The organism is Dyadobacter arcticus (assembly GCF_011762185.1).
GTDB lineage: Bacteria > Bacteroidota > Bacteroidia > Cytophagales > Spirosomataceae > Dyadobacter > Dyadobacter arcticus.
In genome coordinates this window covers 880,752-899,099 of sequence record NZ_JAASQJ010000002.1, presented here as the reverse complement: position 1 = coordinate 899,099, position 18,348 = coordinate 880,752, and the positions used below count along the sequence as shown (strand labels likewise).

Below are 18,348 nucleotides of genomic sequence, written 5' to 3'. Positions count from 1 at the left end.
CAACAGGCTTATTTCTCCGCCCACCAAAGTTTGGTTTTCATATCGTCGGCTGCACCATTCAGTGCTTTTCCCGCCGTAACTGCCGTTGCATTCAACGAGTATTCCGACGCTGGATAGTTGAAACGGGTAGGAAGGATACCTCCGTTATTCAACACAGCTCTTGGATCTGGTGCAGGGAAAACCGGGAAGCCGGTCCTGCGATACTCAGTCCAGGCTTCAACACCCTGGCCAAACAATGACACCCATTTTTGTTCAAGGACCTTTTCTCTGGATACCGCACCTACTTTGGTTAAAAAGTCGGCTGGGGCTGTGAGGCCGTATTGGGCAAAAGAGGCATTGATACCAGCTTCAAAGTAAGTCTTGGCGCTTCCCGTGATTTCTCCGTCCAATGCAGCTTCTGCAAGAATGAAGTTGAGCTCAGAAAAAGTCATGATTACTTCCGGCGCATCTGCTTTGGTGAAAGCACTTCCTATTGTTGAGCTGGTTGCCAGATAACTTGTGGCAATCGCATCGGGAAGACCATTTGGATGTCCCTGATATTTGCCGCTGCCATTTGGATTAGCATAAACAGTGATGCGCGTGTCGCCCAATGCATTCATTTTGTCTGCCAGCGTGCTGCTGATATTCCAGTCCGTCCGACCATCCTGAAGTAAAATCTGGTTCCACTCGTTGTTGCTCGGCAATACTGCTGAGGTTTTGAGAGAAGCATTGTCAGCATTGCTAGTGAAAACCGGGAATTTGGCTGCGTCAGCAAGTATTTCAGCCATAATCGCTTTGGATTCAGCTGGTTTCTTTGAAGCCTGACGATTTGCAAGGCGGAGACGTAAAGAGTTAGCAAACTTTTTCCATTTCAAAATGTCACCTGCATAAAGGATGTCACCTGCGATGGTTGGTCCGCCGACTGTTAATTTTTCGTTGGCCAGTTTAAGGTCGTTCAAAAGTCCTGCATACACAACTTCCATTGGATCGTACTTAGGCGTGTAAATCGGCGCTTCAGCAGTTCCCTGGATTGCCTCTGTGTAAGGGATCGCTCCGTACAGGTCTGTTAGCAAAGAGAAAACCCAGGAACGCATGACCAATGCAACGCCCTCGTAATTTACATTCGGGTTTTCCGACTCAGCGTTCGTCTGGAGAATGACACGTTGAAAGTTTAGCAGTCCGTCGTTATAGAAACCTTTCCAGTTATTGGTAAGAAGCGCGGGGGAAACCGTATAGTCATCGCCCTCATTGCTATAAATGTTCCTGGTCAGATGCTGTACGTACAATTCCGCCGCATCAATGTTGATCCTTTCAAACCGGTTCCTGTGACCCCAATAGCGGTCTATGGAAGTTTCTATCCCGGTTGGAAGCAGATACTGTGGTCCGATAGCCGTCGGGCTGTTCGGACTTGTGTTCATTTCATCAAAATCTTTGGTACAGCTCGTTGCAGTAAGAACCCCTGCCAGCGCTGTCATCCAAATCGTTTTATGATTAAATATGTTTTTCATCTCAAAATTCTTTTAAGTCCGTTAAATGGATTGACTGGATCAGAATGACAATGACAGGTTCATACCCACGCTGCGTGAACTTGGAAGTTCTCCGTAACCGAAACCTTGACCATTTCCACCTTTTGCATCAATTTCAGGATCGATATGCGGTGTATTTTTGAAGATCATCCAAACATTACGTCCTACTACTGAAAGTTTAGCAGACTGGATTTTGATCTTTTTCAGTACTGCCGGGCTGAAACTGTATCCCAATGACAACTCGCGAAGTTTCACATAACTGGCATCGAAAATAGCCGACTCGTGGTAGTTTCTGGGGTTGCTGTAACCATACAATTGGTTGGCTGTAACGATCACATCATTTGGTACATAAGATTTGCTTCCGTCTGTTCCTGTGATTTCACGAACACCTTTTCCGATCACACCTTCTTCGCGGCCCAATGCAGTTTCTGCATATTGACCTGTCCAGCGGGCAGTACCTGTTCCTTCGTCGTAGATGTCACCACCAATGCGGGCGTCAACCAGGAAGCTTAAAGAAAGTCCTTTAAAGTTCAATGTGTTAAGCACACCACCAATCCAGTCGGGCTGAACATTACCCAGTTTCTGACCAGCAGCTGTGATAGGCAAACCATTTGCGCCATAAACAATCTGCCCGTCCCTTTTCTGGAAACCCACACCATAGAATGTTCCGTAAGCTTCTCCTACACGTGCCTCAGAAGACATACCTCTTTGGGTGGCAAGCGTATAAGTGGTCAAACCTTCTGCCAGCTCTACAACTTTATTACGGTTTTTGGCCCAGTTAATAGAAACGTCCCAACTAAATCCGCCCGGCAACTTAACAGGAGTACCGGAAAGGGTTACTTCAACGCCTTTGTTGGTGATTTTTCCTGCATTTAAAATACGTGTATTGTAACCGCTAGCCTTGGAAATTTCAACACCAAGGATCTGATCTTTCGTAGTTTGATCATAATAGGTTACATCCAAACCAATTTTACCTTTCAAAAAGCGAAGATCTGCTCCAAGTTCAAGACCCGTTGTGATTTCTGGTCTCAGGCCGCTGTTTGCGATTTGAATGTTTTCAGAAAACTTAGGTACTGTACCGTTCCATGATCCGCTCGCAAGAAACGTTTGTGCCAACTGATAAGGCAATGCATCATTACCAACCTGTGCGTAACTCGCGCGGATTTTACCAAACGAGAAGATATTACCTTTAATGTCGAGCAATTCCGTAACCACTGCACTAAGAGAAGCAGAAGGGTAGAAATAAGAACGCGCATTAGAAGGCAATGTGCTCGACCAGTCGTTACGTGCTGTCAAATCAAGGAATAGAGCATCTTTCCACGAGAAGTTGGCAGTACCGAACACGCTTTGTGTTTCAGATTCTGTGATGTTACTTTCAATGGTGTTGGCACTTGGTACTGAATTACCTGCATTGTAAAGTCCGTCAACGACAAGCTCACCTACGAAGAAGTAGTTTCTCTTATAATAATTTTTGCGTTGAATACCTCCCACCTGAATGTTCAAACCAAAATCCGGCGTCAGGCTTTTGTTGAATGTCAACATGAAATCTGAGTTGGTTTCCTGGCTGCGCAATACCTCTTCCGAGAAACGGCCTGGCGTACGAACACCGTTACGAACACGGAGGAAGTTGGAAACGTTGATCCTCGTATCACTCCAGAAATCCGTTCCCGACCGAAGAAGCAATGTCAGAGATGGAAGGATTTTATAAGTAAGTGCAATGTTTCCCAACAGACGGTCCTTCTCATTGCTTGAAGGTAAATTTCTTTGTGAGAAATAAGGGTTGGTAAAGAATGTATGCTGCCAGTTTGGTGGTTCTGTATCAGCGCCGCGTTGGTTATGTACGCCAATGTAGCTTTCATAATCACGAAGCTGTTCCCACGAAACCGAACGGTGAGACCAGATAAATTCTTGACCGCCCGTATAGCTGCGGTTGTCGGAACCTGATTTGATATATTCACCAGAAAGCGTAACGCTTATGTTTTTCGTAAGGTTGTAGCCTGAATTGATACGGAAGTTATTGCGATGGAAATCATTATAGTACATAATACCTTTTTGATCAACACGGCTCAGCCCAAGACGGAAATAGCCTTTGTCGTTTCCGCCGTTCAAAGCTACACTGTTTGTGATCGTACGGCCAGTCTGCCAGTATTCTTCCCAGTTGTCAGGCTGAGGAGTCAGTGGTGCAACATCGTCACCAGTCCACCACTGTCTCACCAGGCGCCCGTCCATTGGAGCTCCCCAGCTTTCATCGGTACCTTCTGAACCTGCCAGAGGATATCTTGCATCATAAACTGATCTGTACTGTGCAATTTCTTTTGGATCTGTGATGCTACCGCTCCACCCGTCATTGTACCAGGAACGGTATCCATTTCCACCACCATAGGTGTTTTGGAAATCAGGTTTGATCCACGGACGCTCGAATGTAATGTTTGAATTGATGTCAACGCCAAGTCCTTTTGTGCCCTGGCCATTTTTTGTAGTGATCAGAATAACCCCGTTAGCTGCGCGTGAACCATAAAGGGCCGCTGCATTGGGTCCTTTCAAAACGGACATTTCTTTAATATTGTCCGGGTTAACTTCTGAAATACCGCCTCCGTATGTTTTGCTTGCAGTTTGTTCCATTGGCACACCGTCGATAACAATCAAAGGCTGGTTGTTTCCTGAAACAGACGATGATCCCCGGATCTGGATAGTAGAACCACTACCAGGTCCGCCATTAGATTGGATTCTCACGCCTGCAATTTTTCCTGATAATGCATTTGCTACGTTTGTTGAGCGCGACTCTGTCAGCGCACTCCCTTTCACTTCCTGCACGGTGTAACCCAATGCTTTTTTCTCGCGCTGAATACCAAAAGCAGTGACCACTACCTCCGATAACTGGCGGGTGTCTGCATCCAATTTGATGTCAAAATCGGTTTGGTTGCCGATTGTGATTTCCTTAATAAGAAAACCAACATAAGAAACCACAAGAGTTCCGTCGCCTGGAACAGAAAAATTGAATTTTCCGTCAGCATCTGCATTCGTACCCACATTGGTACCCTTATAAATGACAGAAGCTCCTGCAAGTCCGAGACCATCTTCGGCAGCCGATATCTTTCCGCTGATCTGCCTGACCTGGGCAAAAGCAAGCGGAGAGCAAAGGCAGACCCATAATAATAAGAGTAGAACTTTACGCATGAGTAATTGGAGTTAAATTGTTGTTAGGTAAGCAATTAGTAAGAGAGGAGAAAAAGTTATGGCTGTGTGGTGTCCACGTTGCCGTGCGCCGCACACACTTTCGCGTGGACAGAACAACACAGCCATAAGCTTGCAAAACTGCTTTTCCGGAAAGCAATACCCTCTTTAATCGAGGACAAACAGAATTTTAGTTGTGTAAAGCAAAAAGCCAGACATCAACAATGTTGCTTGTCCACGGTATCAAGAATCCAGTATCAAAAAAATTATATTGTGCTGAGTCGGAATTCACCGGAAGGGCTGTACGTCCTCCATCGGGCTTTTGCTCGATTCCTCTCTGCACATTCAGAAATATTCAAGTGCGGCTGGAATATTTCCTTGTTAAGGAGTTCAGTTATTCGTTTAATAACATGTCAAATATACTGACAATGTGAAAAAATGCAAGAGAATAAATTTAAAAATTGAATTTTTTTACAATAAAAATTGGTCTTCGGGAATTGAGGTAAAATATTATAGTAATTATTTTATAAATAATTTAAATTTCCCTGCTTCTTAACATCTCTATCAATCGAATAGACTTGAAATTTGGTAATCAACAATTAATCGACCTAAATTGAGATAATTATATACGTAAAACTTGCATATTTTGTATAAATACGGTTACAAAGTTGATTTTTGAAACCTGTTTTTACAAAACTTGCAAAAAACGAAAAGAGAACCCCGAAACCGGAATTCTCTTTTTTGCTTACCTAGAAATAATTATATTTTGTATATATCAAGAATCAATGTACCTCTTCAAAATCGGCCGGTAAGAATCAATCCTTCTATCCCTCAAAAATGGCCAGGTCGTACGGTAATGATCCAATTTTTCCAAATCCAGTTCCTGCACATAGGTAACCTCTTCGTCATGAGGAGCGAGATAGAGCAATTTGCCATGCGGATTGGCGATAAATGAACCTCCCCAGAATTGCTGGTCTGCTTCCCGACCCACGCGGTTGACAGATACCACATACACGCCATTGGCAACGGCGTGACCGCGCTGAATGGTCTGCCACGCTCCGTACTGCTCTTCATTTGTGTCCGGATCTTGTTCATTGGTATCCCAGCCGATTGCGGTGGGGTAGAAAAGAATCTCTGCGCCCATCAGGCTGGTAATCCTTGCTGCCTCGGGATACCATTGGTCCCAGCAAATCAGAACGCCTATTTTAGCAAACTTTGTTTCGAATATCCTGTAACCATCTCTCCCTTGTCCGTCCGCAACGGTGTCCGCATCGCCCGGCGAAGCGTCGCCCGGAGTGAAATAAAATTTTTCATAATAGCCCGGATCATCTGGAATGTGCATTTTGCGATACTTACCCAGATAGGCGCCATCAGCGTCCAGCACTGCGGTTGTATTATGGTACAACCCGTGCGCCCGCTTTTCGAAAAGCGAAGCGATAATCACAACCCCAAGTTCTTTGGCAAGTGTACCTAACGATTCGGTGGAAGGGCCAGGAATGGGTTCAGCCAGCTTGAAGTTGGCATGATCTTCCACATCACAGAAATATAGTGATTTGAACAGCTCTTGCAGACAAACTACATTCGCGCCCTTCGCTGCGGCTTCGCGTATTTTTTCCTTGGCTTTCTGAAAATTAGCATCAACATCATTGGTACAACTCATTTGCACCAAACCTATGTTTACTTTTTTTGTCATGGAATTTGTTTGTGAGGTATTTCTTTGATCGGAAACGTAAAGGAAATCTCATTCATGCATTTAAAATGCTTTTTGGGACAGGCTTCATGGCCTATCTTGGAACACGGCCTGCAACTAAGCCCATTTTTTTCGAGAATTTCGAAAGCGGTTTTATAGGGGTACATTCCAAAAGCCGGTATTGTATTCCCCCAGATCGAATAAACTTTTTTCTTAAATGCGGCTGCCACATGCATTAACCCGGTATCATGAGAGAAAACGATCATCGCCTTCTGAACCAATGAAGCCGACTGATTGAAGTTGTATTTTCCACAAGTATTATGGATCAAGGTTTCTCCAATCGCTGTTCTGATCGCCTCTCCCGCCTCAAAATCCTCTTCACCACCTAATAATATGATGGGATAGTTGATTTTCTGGCATAATTCAATCATTCTCGGGATGGGTAATTTCTTTGTATTGTGTTGGCCGCCAATGGCATAAGCCACGAAGCTTTGGCGGTGGGAGGGGGGTAGCCATTCCGGTTCCACATTATCCTTATATGGAATGAAATAATCCAGCCCTTCGCCGTCATTCACCACGCCAAATGATTTGAGCGTACCCATATACCGATCTACAATGTGCAGATCCGGCATCAGGTTAATTTTGAATTGGGTCATCAGCCATTTCTGCACATTCAGTTTTGAAAAGCTGAATGAGGGTACGCCAAGAGACAATTTGATCTTTAATGTGCGGATATTGGTATGTAAATCAATGATGTAATCAAATTTCTCATTTTTCAATGCTTTAAGAATCTGGCTCGCATTGTTATCCCAGAGCCATATCTTATCTATATAAGGATTGTCTTTCAATAAAAATTCAAATTTGCTTTTGGTAAAGTAATGTACCTCTGCCTGCGGAAACTGCTTTTTGAGACACCTGACCACCGGCGTTGTCAGCACGATATCTCCTATGGATGAAAATCGGAGTACTAGAAATTTGGTCGGTTTATTCACTTTTTAATTTGCGAGGTTTTGAGAATGGAAGCTATTTTAGAGCTAGCGTTTGCTCGGGTTTTAAAGATTCGGGACGCTTATGCTTCCATCGTCTGTGGCTCCAAAGCCAGTTGTGCGGCTGATCCTTGATGTTTTGTTCAAGAATGCGCAGCTGTCTTTCCAGGATCTCATTGTTCTTTACTTCCTTCGGCTTTTCTGTAATAATGGAAATATCAACGTGATAAAAACCTCTTTTGTTCGCAACCTTGCAAAAATCTGCATACAAAACGGTAAGGTTATAACGTCTCGCAATGGTTTCTACTCCTCTGAAAACGCCTGTATCCTGGTGCAGAAAACGCGTCCAGAAGGCTGTTTTGGGATTTGGCGACTGATCATTGGCAAGTACCACCACATAAGGCTTTTCCCGGGGCTTTTGCAACTCCTTAAAAATGTTGTCCATGGGAACCAGGATCGCTCCAAATCGGGTCCTGAGATCCAGGAACCATTGGTCGGAGGCCTTGTTTTGCAAAGGCCGGTACACTACGATACAATCGTGCGTAAAGCAAAGTGACGAAAACAGGTTTGCAAGCTCCCAATTTCCGCGATGTCCCATCAGATAGATGATGTTGGTTTTATTGGCGTAAAAATCATCCATAATACTAATGTCACCCTGCAGCCGCTCCCGCACACATTCCGGGCTAGCAGTCCTGAATTTTATGGTTTCAACGATCAGATCTGTAAAATGCAGATGGAACTTTCGGGCGATTGCAGCCAGCTCTTCATCGCTCTTTTCGGGGAAGCTATTTTTTAAATTTTCCGTGATTACTTTTTTCCGGTAACCTCCAACATTGAACACGGCCCAGCATAAAAAGTCGGAAAGCCTAAAAGCATTTTTCCAGGAGATAAACGAAATTTTGTTAAGTAGTATGAACAGTATTTTTTGCAAAACAGGACAAGATCAGATCAATTATACAATATTACGGAGATATAATATGTAATTAAAATATGGCATTTATGGCCTATTTTGTTAGATTCACTGATTCAAACCGTTACTACTGTGCTGGAAGGAATATTTGACATCAAGAATGATCGCCGCCTGAGCATGTATTTGTACAGGATGGGATTTGGGATGTGGCTGATGTATCTGGTACTTGGAGCGCCTGCATTGCGCACATACCAGCATTATCGGCAGGATTGCGGTCTACTCTCCTTCGTGTTAATGATCTTCGCATTCACCGCCTCCATGGTATATGATTATTTTCATCACCATGAACAATTCGAACTCAAGAAAAAGTGGTTGTTTATCAGCTACGCTATCCTGGCGGGAATCATCAACTTTCTGGAATTTGGCGGAAAAAATAAGGTTCCGGACCTCAATTGGCTTTTCAATTTGCTTTAATCAGCACTTCCCGCGAGCGTATTACCTTTCTGCATCATTGCCCGGATCCTTTGATGTGTTAAATCCGGAAGAGCGGCTACTTTGCCAATGACAATGATTGCCGGAGAACCCATTTCACTCACTTTTGAAAGGGGTATAATGTTACTTATTTTGCCTGTTACCAGCTTTTGATCTTCCAGCGTACCATTTTGGATAATGGTGATGGGCATGTCCAGTTTGTTCAACCCGGAATACATGGAGACGATTTCTTCCAGCTTATGTAAACCCATTAATATCACAACAGTTGCCGTAGATTGGGCAGCAAGGTAAAGGTCTTTGGAAAGATTATGTTCCCTGGTTGTACCGGTGATCACCCAAAAACTTTCACTGACGCCCCTGGATGTGAGCGGTATCCCTGCCATTGCAGGAACAGCGTAACTACTTGAAATACCGGGAATAACTTCTGATTCAATGCCGTGCTCGGCTGCAAATATGATTTCCTCATAGCCCCTGCCGAAAATGAAAGAATCGCCCCCTTTGAGTCGGACGACGTTTCCATATTGATGGGCTTTTTCAACGATCAGTTCATTAATTTCATCCTGTCCGCAGCTTGTTTTTCCAAATCTCTTACCGACCAAAATCTTTTCAGAATTGGCAGGGCAATAGTCGAGCAGTGAGGGATGTACAAGGGAATCATACAAAACAACTTCGGCTTTTTGCAAAGCTTTAATCCCTTTTAAGGTGATCAGATCAGGATCGCCCGGACCAGCACCAATTAATGTAAGTTTCATGTTTTTAGCTTTTAGCTTTTAGCGATTAGCTTTTAGCTTTTTTACCTTGTGGCTAAAAGCTAACGGCTAAAAGCTAAAAAACTAACTATCTTTTCCAAATATAAGCTCCTGTAAGGCCGGTTCCCCGGTTTCCATGAGTTGCGCTTCCCGGGTACCGCGGACAAAATCTAAAAATTTGTCAGCTGTACCGATAAAATAGGTTGCAAATGCTTCCGTTGGCTCAAATTTATTGATACTAAATGCAAGAGACTTGAAAGGTGTCTCCGCTTTTTCTGCAAGTTCAAACTCCGCGGGCGTGTCGTAGATAAAATCGTGTCCGAAATGTGTTTCAAAATCATTGACGATTCCATACTGCGTATTGGTGTTGACATCCTTGGTCATCAACAAACCTTTTGCGCCCGTAATCAATACATTATAAGCATGATATATGGCATCAGCCCAGATTCCTGACTGGAAATTTTCACTAGCCAGATTCAATTTTTCTTGGCCCTCAGTAATGGTTGTAGCAACAAGGTCCACCAGTACACTCGCACATTCACCAACACCAATCTCAGTTTTGAATAATTCATCATGGTCCCAGTCGCGATAATCGTCATCCGTTAATGTCGACAGATCAGCAAGTGGTTTCAGCAATTGGAAGAAGTAGTTTTTGGTCTGGCGCAGATAATATTGATTGTAATATTCACCATCATAACTATTCGCCTCGTAGTCATTGAATAAAGTGCGCAATGTCTCAGGTCCGCGTTTCGCAGGAACTTTGATCACTTTATCTCCAATCAAACCAATACCATCGCCGGAAAAACCACCTCCAAGCAACACCTGCAAGGCTGGAAGTACCAGCTTCCCATTTTTGATCGAGCTGCCGTGGAAACCAATGTTACACGCATTATGCTGGCCGCAGCCATTCATACATCCGCTGATCTTGATTTTGATATCCTGATTATAAATCATTTCGGGATACTCGTCGCGCATTACATCTTCCAAAACGCGGGTTATGCCATAGCTGCTCGAAATTGCGAGGTTACAAGTATCCGTTCCCGGGCAAGTGGTAATGTCCATGGTGCTGTCGAACCCTGGATTTACAAGTCCTAACTTCGCCAATTCGTGGTAGATTGCAACAAGGTCTTCTCCTTTTACAAAGCGAAGAATGTATCCTTGGTTAACAGTAACACGGATATCATCAGCAGCATATTTACGTACAACATCTGCAAGACTGCGGGCAGTATTGGAGTGCATATCTCCCAATAAAACCCTCAATTGTACTGCATGCCAGCCTTTTTGTTTTTGTTCAAATGTATTCGTACGCAACCACTTCTTGAAAATATCCAGCTTGTCGGCGTCAATGCTTTCAGCAGCAATTCTCAAGATATCCGTTTCCGTCAGAGAGGGGCGGGGCGCATAAGCGATAGATTCCACCTCTTCCGTCCCGAACAGATCCTCAGGAATTGTGAAAACCTTGTTTTTAACCGCAACACGCTGTTCCTCGACACGCGCTAACATTTCTTCCAGACCCAGGTCATTCAAAAGAAACTTCATACGAGCCTTATGCCGACGTACACGTTCTCCGTAACGATCAAATACACGAAGTAACGCTTCAATGAAAGGGATAACGTCTTTTTCTTCCAGGAATTCAAAGGCTGTTTGAGCAGAGAAAGGCTGCGCGCCCAGGCCTCCGCCAATAAGCACTTTAAAACCTTTTACACTTTCACCTGCGTCATTAGTACCCATTTTGGCGATCAGGCCAACGTCATGGATAAAAGCGAGTGCGGAGTCCTTTTCAGAAGAAGAGACAGCAATTTTAAATTTCCTTCCCATATCCTGATTAATCGGATTGCGAAGAAAATAAGTGAATATAGAATGCGTAATTGGGGTTACATCAAAAGGTTCGTCTGGATCAATACCAGCAACCGAAGAAGCGGTAACATTCCTGATTGTATTGCCACAAGCTTCCTTCAGTGTTATCCCTGCATCTTCCAGATCGGCCCAAAGCTGGGGCGAATCAGAAAGCTTTACAAAGTGCAGCTGAATGTCCTGACGCGTCGTTGCGTGTAAATTACCCGTGGCGAACTTATCCGAAGTATCGGCAATGCGTACAAGCTGATCTGCCGTGACGCGCCCGTAAGGAAGTTTAATGCGGATCATTTGCACGCCCGGCTGGCGCTGGCCGTAAACGCCGCGTGTCAGACGAAACTTACGGAAAGCCTCTTCCGGCGTTTCCCCCGTGTTAAATGCATTAATTTTGCTATTTAAATCAATAATATCACGCTTTGCAACGGCGGAAACTTTGTCAGAAATGATTATTTCGCTCATGGTATAATGGTCATTTATTCAATCATGCAAGCTCCCACCGTCACATTCGAAGTTTCGTCAATCAGGATCGCAGCGCCGTTTGCGCGGTTTTTCTGGTAGGGATCGTAGGCAACGGGTTGGGCTGTTCTCAGAACGATTCTTGCGACATCATTCAATTTCAGGCTTTCTGCGTCGAGTTTTTCGTAAGAATTAATGTCAATCTGGTATTCAATGTCACGGATCGAACAGCGGGATCTTGCCGTGCCATGTTGTAATACGTATTTATTACCTGCTTTTAACTGTTTTTTGTCATCCATCCAGCACACAAGCGCCTCAATATCCTGACTCACAATCGGAGAATTGTTCAAGGAAACAATGGAATCTCCACGGCTGATGTCGATATCGTCTTCCAGAAGAATGGTCACAGATTCCAAAACAGATGCCTCCTCGATTTCGTTTCCGCCAAATTCAATTTTAGCGATTTTAGATTCCTGCTCAGAAGGCAACACTTTGATCAGATCACCCTTTTTAAATGTTCCGCTTTGAATGCGACCGGCATAACCCCGGTAATCGTGCAATTCTTCAGTTTGAGGCCGAATTACATATTGCACCGCAAACCGCCCATCGTCCTGATTTTGATCTTTCAGAACATTCACCGTTTCCAGAACCTGAAGCAATGTTTCGCCGGTATACCAGTTCATATTAACTGATCTGTCGACAATGTTATCACCATTCAATGCACTCACCGGAATAATAGTCAGGTCTCTAATGGAAAGCTTCTGAGCCAAATCCGTGTAACTTTTTGCAATCTCTAAAAACGCATCTTCCGAGTTTCCAACAAGATCCATTTTATTAATAGCAACAATCACATGAGGGATTCCAAGCATTGAAGCGATCAACGAATGTCTCCTGGTTTGCTCCACTACGCCATGGCGCGCATCAACCAATATGATTGCCAGATCTGCATTGGAAGCACCGGTTACCATGTTGCGGGTGTATTGAATGTGCCCTGGCGCATCAATGCTGATGAATTTGCGATTGGGCGTCTGAAAATACTTGTAAGCAACATCAATCGTAATGCCTTGCTCTCGCTCCGAACGAAGTCCGTCGGTTAGCAATGCAAGATCAATTTCGCCTGTATTGCGGGTTTTGCTGGCACGCTCGATGGCTTCCATCTGATCCGCCAGAATATTTTTTGTATCGTAAAGCAAACGTCCGATCAAGGTACTCTTACCATCATCAACCGAACCTGCCGTAATAAATCGTAATAAATCCACTTTATTAATTTTGAATGAGTGAATGAGTGAATGAATGAGTGACCGGCTCGTCGGTGCAATGACTGAAGATTTTCCTTCCACCCATTCATCCCTTTTTTCCTTTCCTCCCTTTTAATTTTTCTTTCCTCCCTTTTTAAAAATACCCTCCCTTTTTGCGATCTTCCATGGCTGCTTCCGTCTGCTGATCGTCAATCCTTGTTTCGCCGCGTTCGCTGATTCTTGAAATAGTAATTTCTGCAATTACCTCGTCCAAAGTCGCTGCGCTGGATTCGACGGCAGCGGTGCATGTCATATCTCCGACCGTACGGAAACGAACCTGGCGCGTCACAATTTGATCTTCGGGATCCGTTTCAATAACCGGTGTATTGTTCAGCAATTTTCCATCACGCAAGATCAATTCTCTTTCGTGGGAAAAATAAATGGAGGGAAGCGTAATGCCTTCTCTTTTCAGGTAAGCCCAAACATCCAACTCGGTCCAGTTTGAAATGGGAAACACACGGACGTTTTCACCTTTCTGGATACGACCATTGAACAAATTCCAAAGTTCAGGACGCTGGCGTTTCGGGTCCCATTGACCGAACTCATCGCGGAATGAGAAAATCCGCTCTTTTGCACGCGCTTTCTCCTCATCTCTGCGGGCGCCGCCAATGCAGGCATCAAATTCAAATTCTTCAATGGTATCTAGCAAAGTGAATGTCTGCAACCAGTTGCGGCTTGCATTCTTACCAGTCTGTTCTTTCAGACCTTTCGCCTTAATGGTATCTTCCACATATCGCACAACCAGCTTGGCGCCAATTTTTTCGGCTAGTTCGTCGCGGTATTCGATGGCTTCAATAAAGTTGTGGCCGGTATCTACATGCACCAATGGAAAAGGTATCTTCCCAGGTGCAAATGCCTTTTGGGCCAAACGAACAAGCGTGATGGAATCTTTTCCACCCGAAAACAAAAGCGCAGGTCTTTCAAACTGACCGGCTACCTCACGCATAATGTAAATAGCCTCGGCTTCCAGCTGGTCCAGATAATCCGGAGTGCTGCGATAGGTGGTTATTCCTGAGGCTTCTTTAACTGAAATTGACATACGGGGTTATTTTTCTTGCAAGATTGACTTTGTGCAAAAAGCTATTAGCTGTTAGCCGTTAGCTTTTTATTATTTATAGAGGGCTAATAGCTAACCGCTAACAGCTCATTTCGCATGTAACCCACATTCCTTCTTCGACTCATCTTCCCACCACCATCGGCCAGCCCTGAAATCTTCGCCTTCCTGGATTGCACGGGTACACGGTGCGCAGCCAATGCTAACGAATCCTTTGTCATGCAGCGGATTATATGGAAGTCCGTTTGACTTTACATAATGTTTTACTTCTTCAAAGTTCCAGTTTAAGATCGGATGGAATTTCACCAATTGATGTGCTTCGTCCCATTCCAGCTGCGGCATATCGTGTCTGTTGCCCGATTGTTCTGCGCGGATCCCGGTAACCCATATCCTAGCACCTTTCAATGCCCGGTTCAATGGCTCAACCTTGCGGATGAAGCAGCATTCCTTTCTGTTTTCAACCGAATCATAAAAACTCAAAGGCCCTTTTGTGCTTACCAACTCTTCAACTGCGGTTGTTTGTGGGTAGTAAACCTTAACCTTTGAATCGTATCGGTTATTTGTCTTTTGCAGCGTCATATAAGTCTCTGCAAAAAGACGGCCCGTATCCAAAGTAAAAATCGTAATGTTCAGGTTGTTCTTCCAGATAAAGTCGGTTATGACCTGGTCTTCATAACCCAGGCTGGTTGAAAAGACAACTTCTCCGGGAAAAAGATCAGCCAGTATCGCGAGCGATTCTGTTTCACTTTTGCCTTCAATGGCAGCGTTGAGAGAGGATATGATGGTATTGTTCATGGTGATTATTCTCCGGCTTCCTTCAAAGCCTCATTTATCATTCGATCACTGAGACGGAAGTCAGTTTTAAGTATTTTATCGAATACTGACTTGGCTGATGGTACCTTGTTTCTCATTTTGGCAGCCAAAATAACTCCAATCGTGCCAGTTACTATAATATTCAAGTTTGCCGCAGTCTTGCGGGCTTTCATATCATCAAGAATCACTGTACAGTCTTGCGTTTCAAATGCAAGGGCTAATGCAGAAGATTCTCCAATATCAAGTGTGTCTTCAAATAGCAATTGCAGCGCCTTGTTTTGAACCTCTTTTATTTCAATCCAGTCCGGAAGATCGCTGCCAATCTCCTCTGCTATTTCTTGCGTTATGTATATCTGCTTGTAAACACTTCTAAGTATTTCTAGTTCTTCGATTTTAGATACAAAATCAGACAACTGGAATCTGCAATAACCAGCGCATCATGCATTCGTAATATCATTATGCAGATCCTCAATGGAATCGCTGAATAGGGAGAAGCCAAATCTCCCCATGATTTCTATAAAAGAACGTTTGCTAATACCAACAATCTCTGCCGCCTGACCAGTGGTAATCTTCCCCCGCTCATATAATCGGCCAGCCACAAGCATTTTTATTTCAAATTCTTCTGAATCCAGGGAGTCTGGTAAATTGATGGTCAATGCTTTCATGTGATCCAAGATTCGAATTAAATTCCTACTCTAATATATCACTTTTAACCGACACCTCTACGGCATTGGTGAAGTCTTCGATCAAATCTTCTATGTCTTCCAAGCCGACTGAAATGCGGATCAGACCTTCGGTAATGCCCAAAGCTTTTTTCTCTTCTGGTTTCAGTTTTGCATGCGTGGTCGTATTTGGGTTCGTTACGATTGTGCGTGTATCTCCAAGGTTGGAAGACAGGGAAGCAATTTCGAGCGCATCCATGAATGCTGCTACCCTTTCAAAACCACCTTCCAGCTCAATGGTAACAATAGCCCCGCCAGCGGTCATTTGTTGTTTTGCCAACTCGTGCTGCGGATGCGATTCAAGAAATGGATATTTAACCTGCTTTACGTCCGGATGTTTTTCCAAAGCCTCCGCCAATGCCAATGCATTCTGAGAATGTTTTTCCATTCTCAATCCAAGCGTTTCAAGACTTTTGCTTAAAACCCACGCATTAAAAGGCGACATAGATGGTCCCGTCTGGCGACAGAAAAAGCGTAACTCCTTGATATATTCTTTTTTACCCACAACAATTCCACCCAGCACACGGCCCTGACCATCCATGAATTTGGTAGCAGAATGTACAACAAGGTCTGCACCGAATTCAGCCGGATTTTGCAGTGCCGGCGAAGCAAAGCAGTTATCTACATTAAAAATCAGATTGTGTTTTTTGCAAAGCCTTCCTACCATTGCAAGATCCACCAGATCCAAGCCAGGATTTGAAGGTGTTTCCAGATAAACCATTTTAGAATTGGGTTGTACCGCTGCTTCCCAATCAGCCTCGCTTGCGTCGGCATCCAGGTAAGTATGAGTAATGCCCCATTTGCTCAAAATTTGAGTAATCACCTGATGCGCAGATCCGAACAATGCCCGGCTTGCAATGATGTGGTCGCCGGTTTTCAGCAAAGCAGCCATACTTGCAAATACTGCCGCCATACCCGTTGCGGTTGCAACGCCATCTTCACAATCTTCAAGATAACAAACCTTGTCCACAAATTCCTGAACAGTAGGATTTGAAAAGCGACTGTAAATGTTGCCTTCTTCGGTTTCTTCAAAAAGGGCTTTGCCCTGCTCAGCACTTTCAAAAGTGAAGCTGCTGGTCAAGAAAAGAGGGGTAGAATGCTCGCGATACTTGGTTTGTGATGTCTGCGTGCGTATCGCTCTGGTTTGCTTTTTCATGGGAAGCTGTTGGCTATTAGCTTCGGCCGCCGCGCGGTTAGCTGTTAGCCTTTTTTATTTTTTTATTTACTTAAATCAAATTCAATGTTAAGTCTTGAACGAATGAAGCTAAAGGCTAATCGCTAACTGCTATAAGCTTTTAGCTACAAGCTACTAACAACCATATAAATGATCCTCAAACTCACAATCACCACAATGGTACCGACCATAATCATCATTGTTTTAATCGGTAATCTTCTTGATAGGTTGGCTGCAATTGGAGCCGCTACCATTCCTCCCAAAATTAATCCTAGAACAACCTGCCAATGTGAAAATCCGATGAGGGTGATGAATGTTACTGAGCTCGCCAGCGAAACAAAGAATTCGGCCAGGTTTACCGAACCGATTGTGTATTTCGGATGCCGTCCTCTCGCGATCAGCGTTGAGGTTACAATTGGCCCCCAGCCTCCTCCGCCAATTGAATCCAGTGTTCCTCCTGCCAATGCAAGCCATCCAATTTGTCTGATGGGCTTTTTTTCGATTCGTTTCTTCAACGCTTTCTGAATAATAAGAATTCCCAGAATCAGCGTATATACTGCGACCAATGGCTTAATAAGATAAATATATTGTTCGAGGGAAGATAACAGGTAGGCTCCAAGGATCGCGCCAAGCACTCCTGGGAATAAAATCTTCTTAAAAAGTTTGCTGTTGACATTACCGAATTTCAAATGCATATAGCCAGAAACCCCACTGGTGAATATTTCGGAAGTGTGTACGCTCGCACTTACTGCAGAAGGCGGCACACCCAAAGTCAACAAAAATGTAGCTGCTGTAACACCATAAGCCATTCCCAGCGCTCCATCGATCATTTGCGCCACAAAACCACCCAGGACATAATAAAAAAAACTCTCATTCAGTTCGAGGTCATTCCAAAGAATATTAAGGCGATCGTAAGTGAAGAATGTAAACAGGAGATGTCCTAAGACCATTAGCGCAATGGCGGAAAAAACATTAACCGCAATTTCCGTCCTGCTTCTTTTCCTTATCGTAGCTGCCCAGATCTTCTGTTGCACAGTTTCCCACGTTAAGGGTGTTTTTGTATTATTTCGGGAAGAAGGTTGGTGCTGATCTGATGGAAATGCCGACGAGGAAGTGTTTGTGAAGCGGATATCTGATTCTTCTGGCAGATCACGAAGATAAACCACTTGACCTTTTTCCTTCGCAAGAGCCGCCAACCGGCGGTCTTCTTCAGGATCACCACTTGCGATGTACGCAACGTCTAAAGATTCCCAATTAGAAAAATTTATATCAGCTGAGGGTAAAGAATCGGCCACTTCCTTCAAAGTCTATGTAGTATACTATTATTATAGAGTAAACTTCCAATAAAATAGCAAACGGATGTTTGCTATTCAGGATGGTAAAATTAAGAGCAAATTGTTAGTTTTCAAAGGAACAGCCCGACTTGCGCCACATTGATGGAGACACTGAATTGAAATGAGGGTAAATTCAT

At 44.0% G+C, this 18,348-nt stretch carries 15 protein-coding genes; 1 reads left to right on the top strand and 14 read right to left on the bottom strand.

What is annotated here, in order from left to right; genetic code table 11:
* Positions 1-8: 8 nt before the first annotated feature.
* From FHS68_RS11600 to FHS68_RS11580, 5 genes are all read right to left on the bottom strand, one after another.
* Positions 9-1,487 (bottom strand): SusD/RagB family nutrient-binding outer membrane lipoprotein, encoded by a 1,479-nt coding sequence (locus FHS68_RS11600; protein WP_167270127.1) that lies wholly within the window; start codon positions 1,485-1,487, stop codon positions 9-11.
* A 39-nt stretch (positions 1,488-1,526) separates the two neighbouring features.
* Complete coding sequence (locus tag FHS68_RS11595) at positions 1,527-4,682, bottom strand: SusC/RagA family TonB-linked outer membrane protein (RefSeq protein ID WP_167270125.1); 3,156 nt, start codon at positions 4,680-4,682, stop codon at positions 1,527-1,529.
* A gap of 772 nt (positions 4,683-5,454) precedes the next feature.
* Entirely contained in the window at positions 5,455-6,372 is a 918-nt protein-coding gene (locus FHS68_RS11590; protein WP_167270123.1) for a carbon-nitrogen hydrolase, read from the bottom strand.
* Complete coding sequence (locus FHS68_RS11585) at positions 6,369-7,361, bottom strand: glycosyltransferase family 9 protein (RefSeq protein ID WP_167270121.1); 993 nt, start codon at positions 7,359-7,361, stop codon at positions 6,369-6,371. Before FHS68_RS11585 ends, FHS68_RS11590 begins: the two co-directional genes overlap by 4 nt.
* A 31-nt stretch (positions 7,362-7,392) precedes the next feature.
* A complete protein-coding gene (locus tag FHS68_RS11580; protein WP_167270119.1) occupies positions 7,393-8,286 on the bottom strand; it encodes a lysophospholipid acyltransferase family protein in 894 nt (297 codons plus the stop codon).
* 111 nt (positions 8,287-8,397) lie between these two features.
* Between FHS68_RS11580 and FHS68_RS11575 the strand changes: the two genes are divergently transcribed.
* Positions 8,398-8,739: a hypothetical protein gene (locus tag FHS68_RS11575; protein WP_167270117.1), complete on the top strand. Its 342-nt coding sequence runs from the start codon at positions 8,398-8,400 to the stop codon at positions 8,737-8,739.
* Here FHS68_RS11575 and cobA read toward each other — a convergent pair.
* The 9 genes from cobA to FHS68_RS11530 form a co-directional block, all read right to left on the bottom strand.
* On the bottom strand, positions 8,736-9,509 hold the full coding sequence (gene cobA / locus FHS68_RS11570; protein ID WP_167270115.1) for a uroporphyrinogen-III C-methyltransferase: 774 nt from the start codon (positions 9,507-9,509) through the stop codon (positions 8,736-8,738). The genes FHS68_RS11575 and cobA overlap by 4 nt on opposite strands.
* Positions 9,510-9,590: 81 nt before the next feature.
* Positions 9,591-11,819 (bottom strand): ferredoxin-like domain-containing protein, encoded by a 2,229-nt coding sequence (locus FHS68_RS11565; protein ID WP_167270113.1) that lies wholly within the window; start codon positions 11,817-11,819, stop codon positions 9,591-9,593.
* Positions 11,820-11,833: 14 nt separating this feature from the next.
* Positions 11,834-13,075 carry a sulfate adenylyltransferase subunit 1 gene (locus FHS68_RS11560; protein ID WP_167270112.1) on the bottom strand — a complete coding sequence of 414 codons (1,242 nt, stop codon included), beginning with the start codon at positions 13,073-13,075 and terminating at the stop codon, positions 11,834-11,836.
* Between the two features lie 133 nt (positions 13,076-13,208).
* Positions 13,209-14,153, bottom strand: coding sequence for a sulfate adenylyltransferase subunit CysD (cysD, locus tag FHS68_RS11555; protein ID WP_167270110.1), 945 nt, complete (start codon positions 14,151-14,153; stop codon positions 13,209-13,211).
* A gap of 105 nt (positions 14,154-14,258) precedes the next feature.
* On the bottom strand, positions 14,259-14,963 hold the full coding sequence (locus tag FHS68_RS11550) for a phosphoadenylyl-sulfate reductase (protein ID WP_167270109.1): 705 nt from the start codon (positions 14,961-14,963) through the stop codon (positions 14,259-14,261).
* A gap of 5 nt (positions 14,964-14,968) precedes the next feature.
* Entirely contained in the window at positions 14,969-15,394 is a 426-nt protein-coding gene (locus FHS68_RS11545) for a PIN domain-containing protein (protein WP_229211857.1), read from the bottom strand.
* A gap of 24 nt (positions 15,395-15,418) precedes the next feature.
* Positions 15,419-15,646: a UPF0175 family protein gene (locus FHS68_RS11540; protein WP_167270107.1), complete on the bottom strand. Its 228-nt coding sequence runs from the start codon at positions 15,644-15,646 to the stop codon at positions 15,419-15,421.
* A 25-nt stretch (positions 15,647-15,671) separates the two neighbouring features.
* Positions 15,672-16,859, bottom strand: coding sequence for a trans-sulfuration enzyme family protein (locus FHS68_RS11535; RefSeq protein ID WP_167270105.1), 1,188 nt, complete (start codon positions 16,857-16,859; stop codon positions 15,672-15,674).
* A 143-nt stretch (positions 16,860-17,002) separates the two neighbouring features.
* On the bottom strand, positions 17,003-18,181 hold the full coding sequence (locus tag FHS68_RS11530; RefSeq protein ID WP_167270103.1) for a TSUP family transporter: 1,179 nt from the start codon (positions 18,179-18,181) through the stop codon (positions 17,003-17,005).
* Positions 18,182-18,348: the final 167 nt, after the last annotated feature.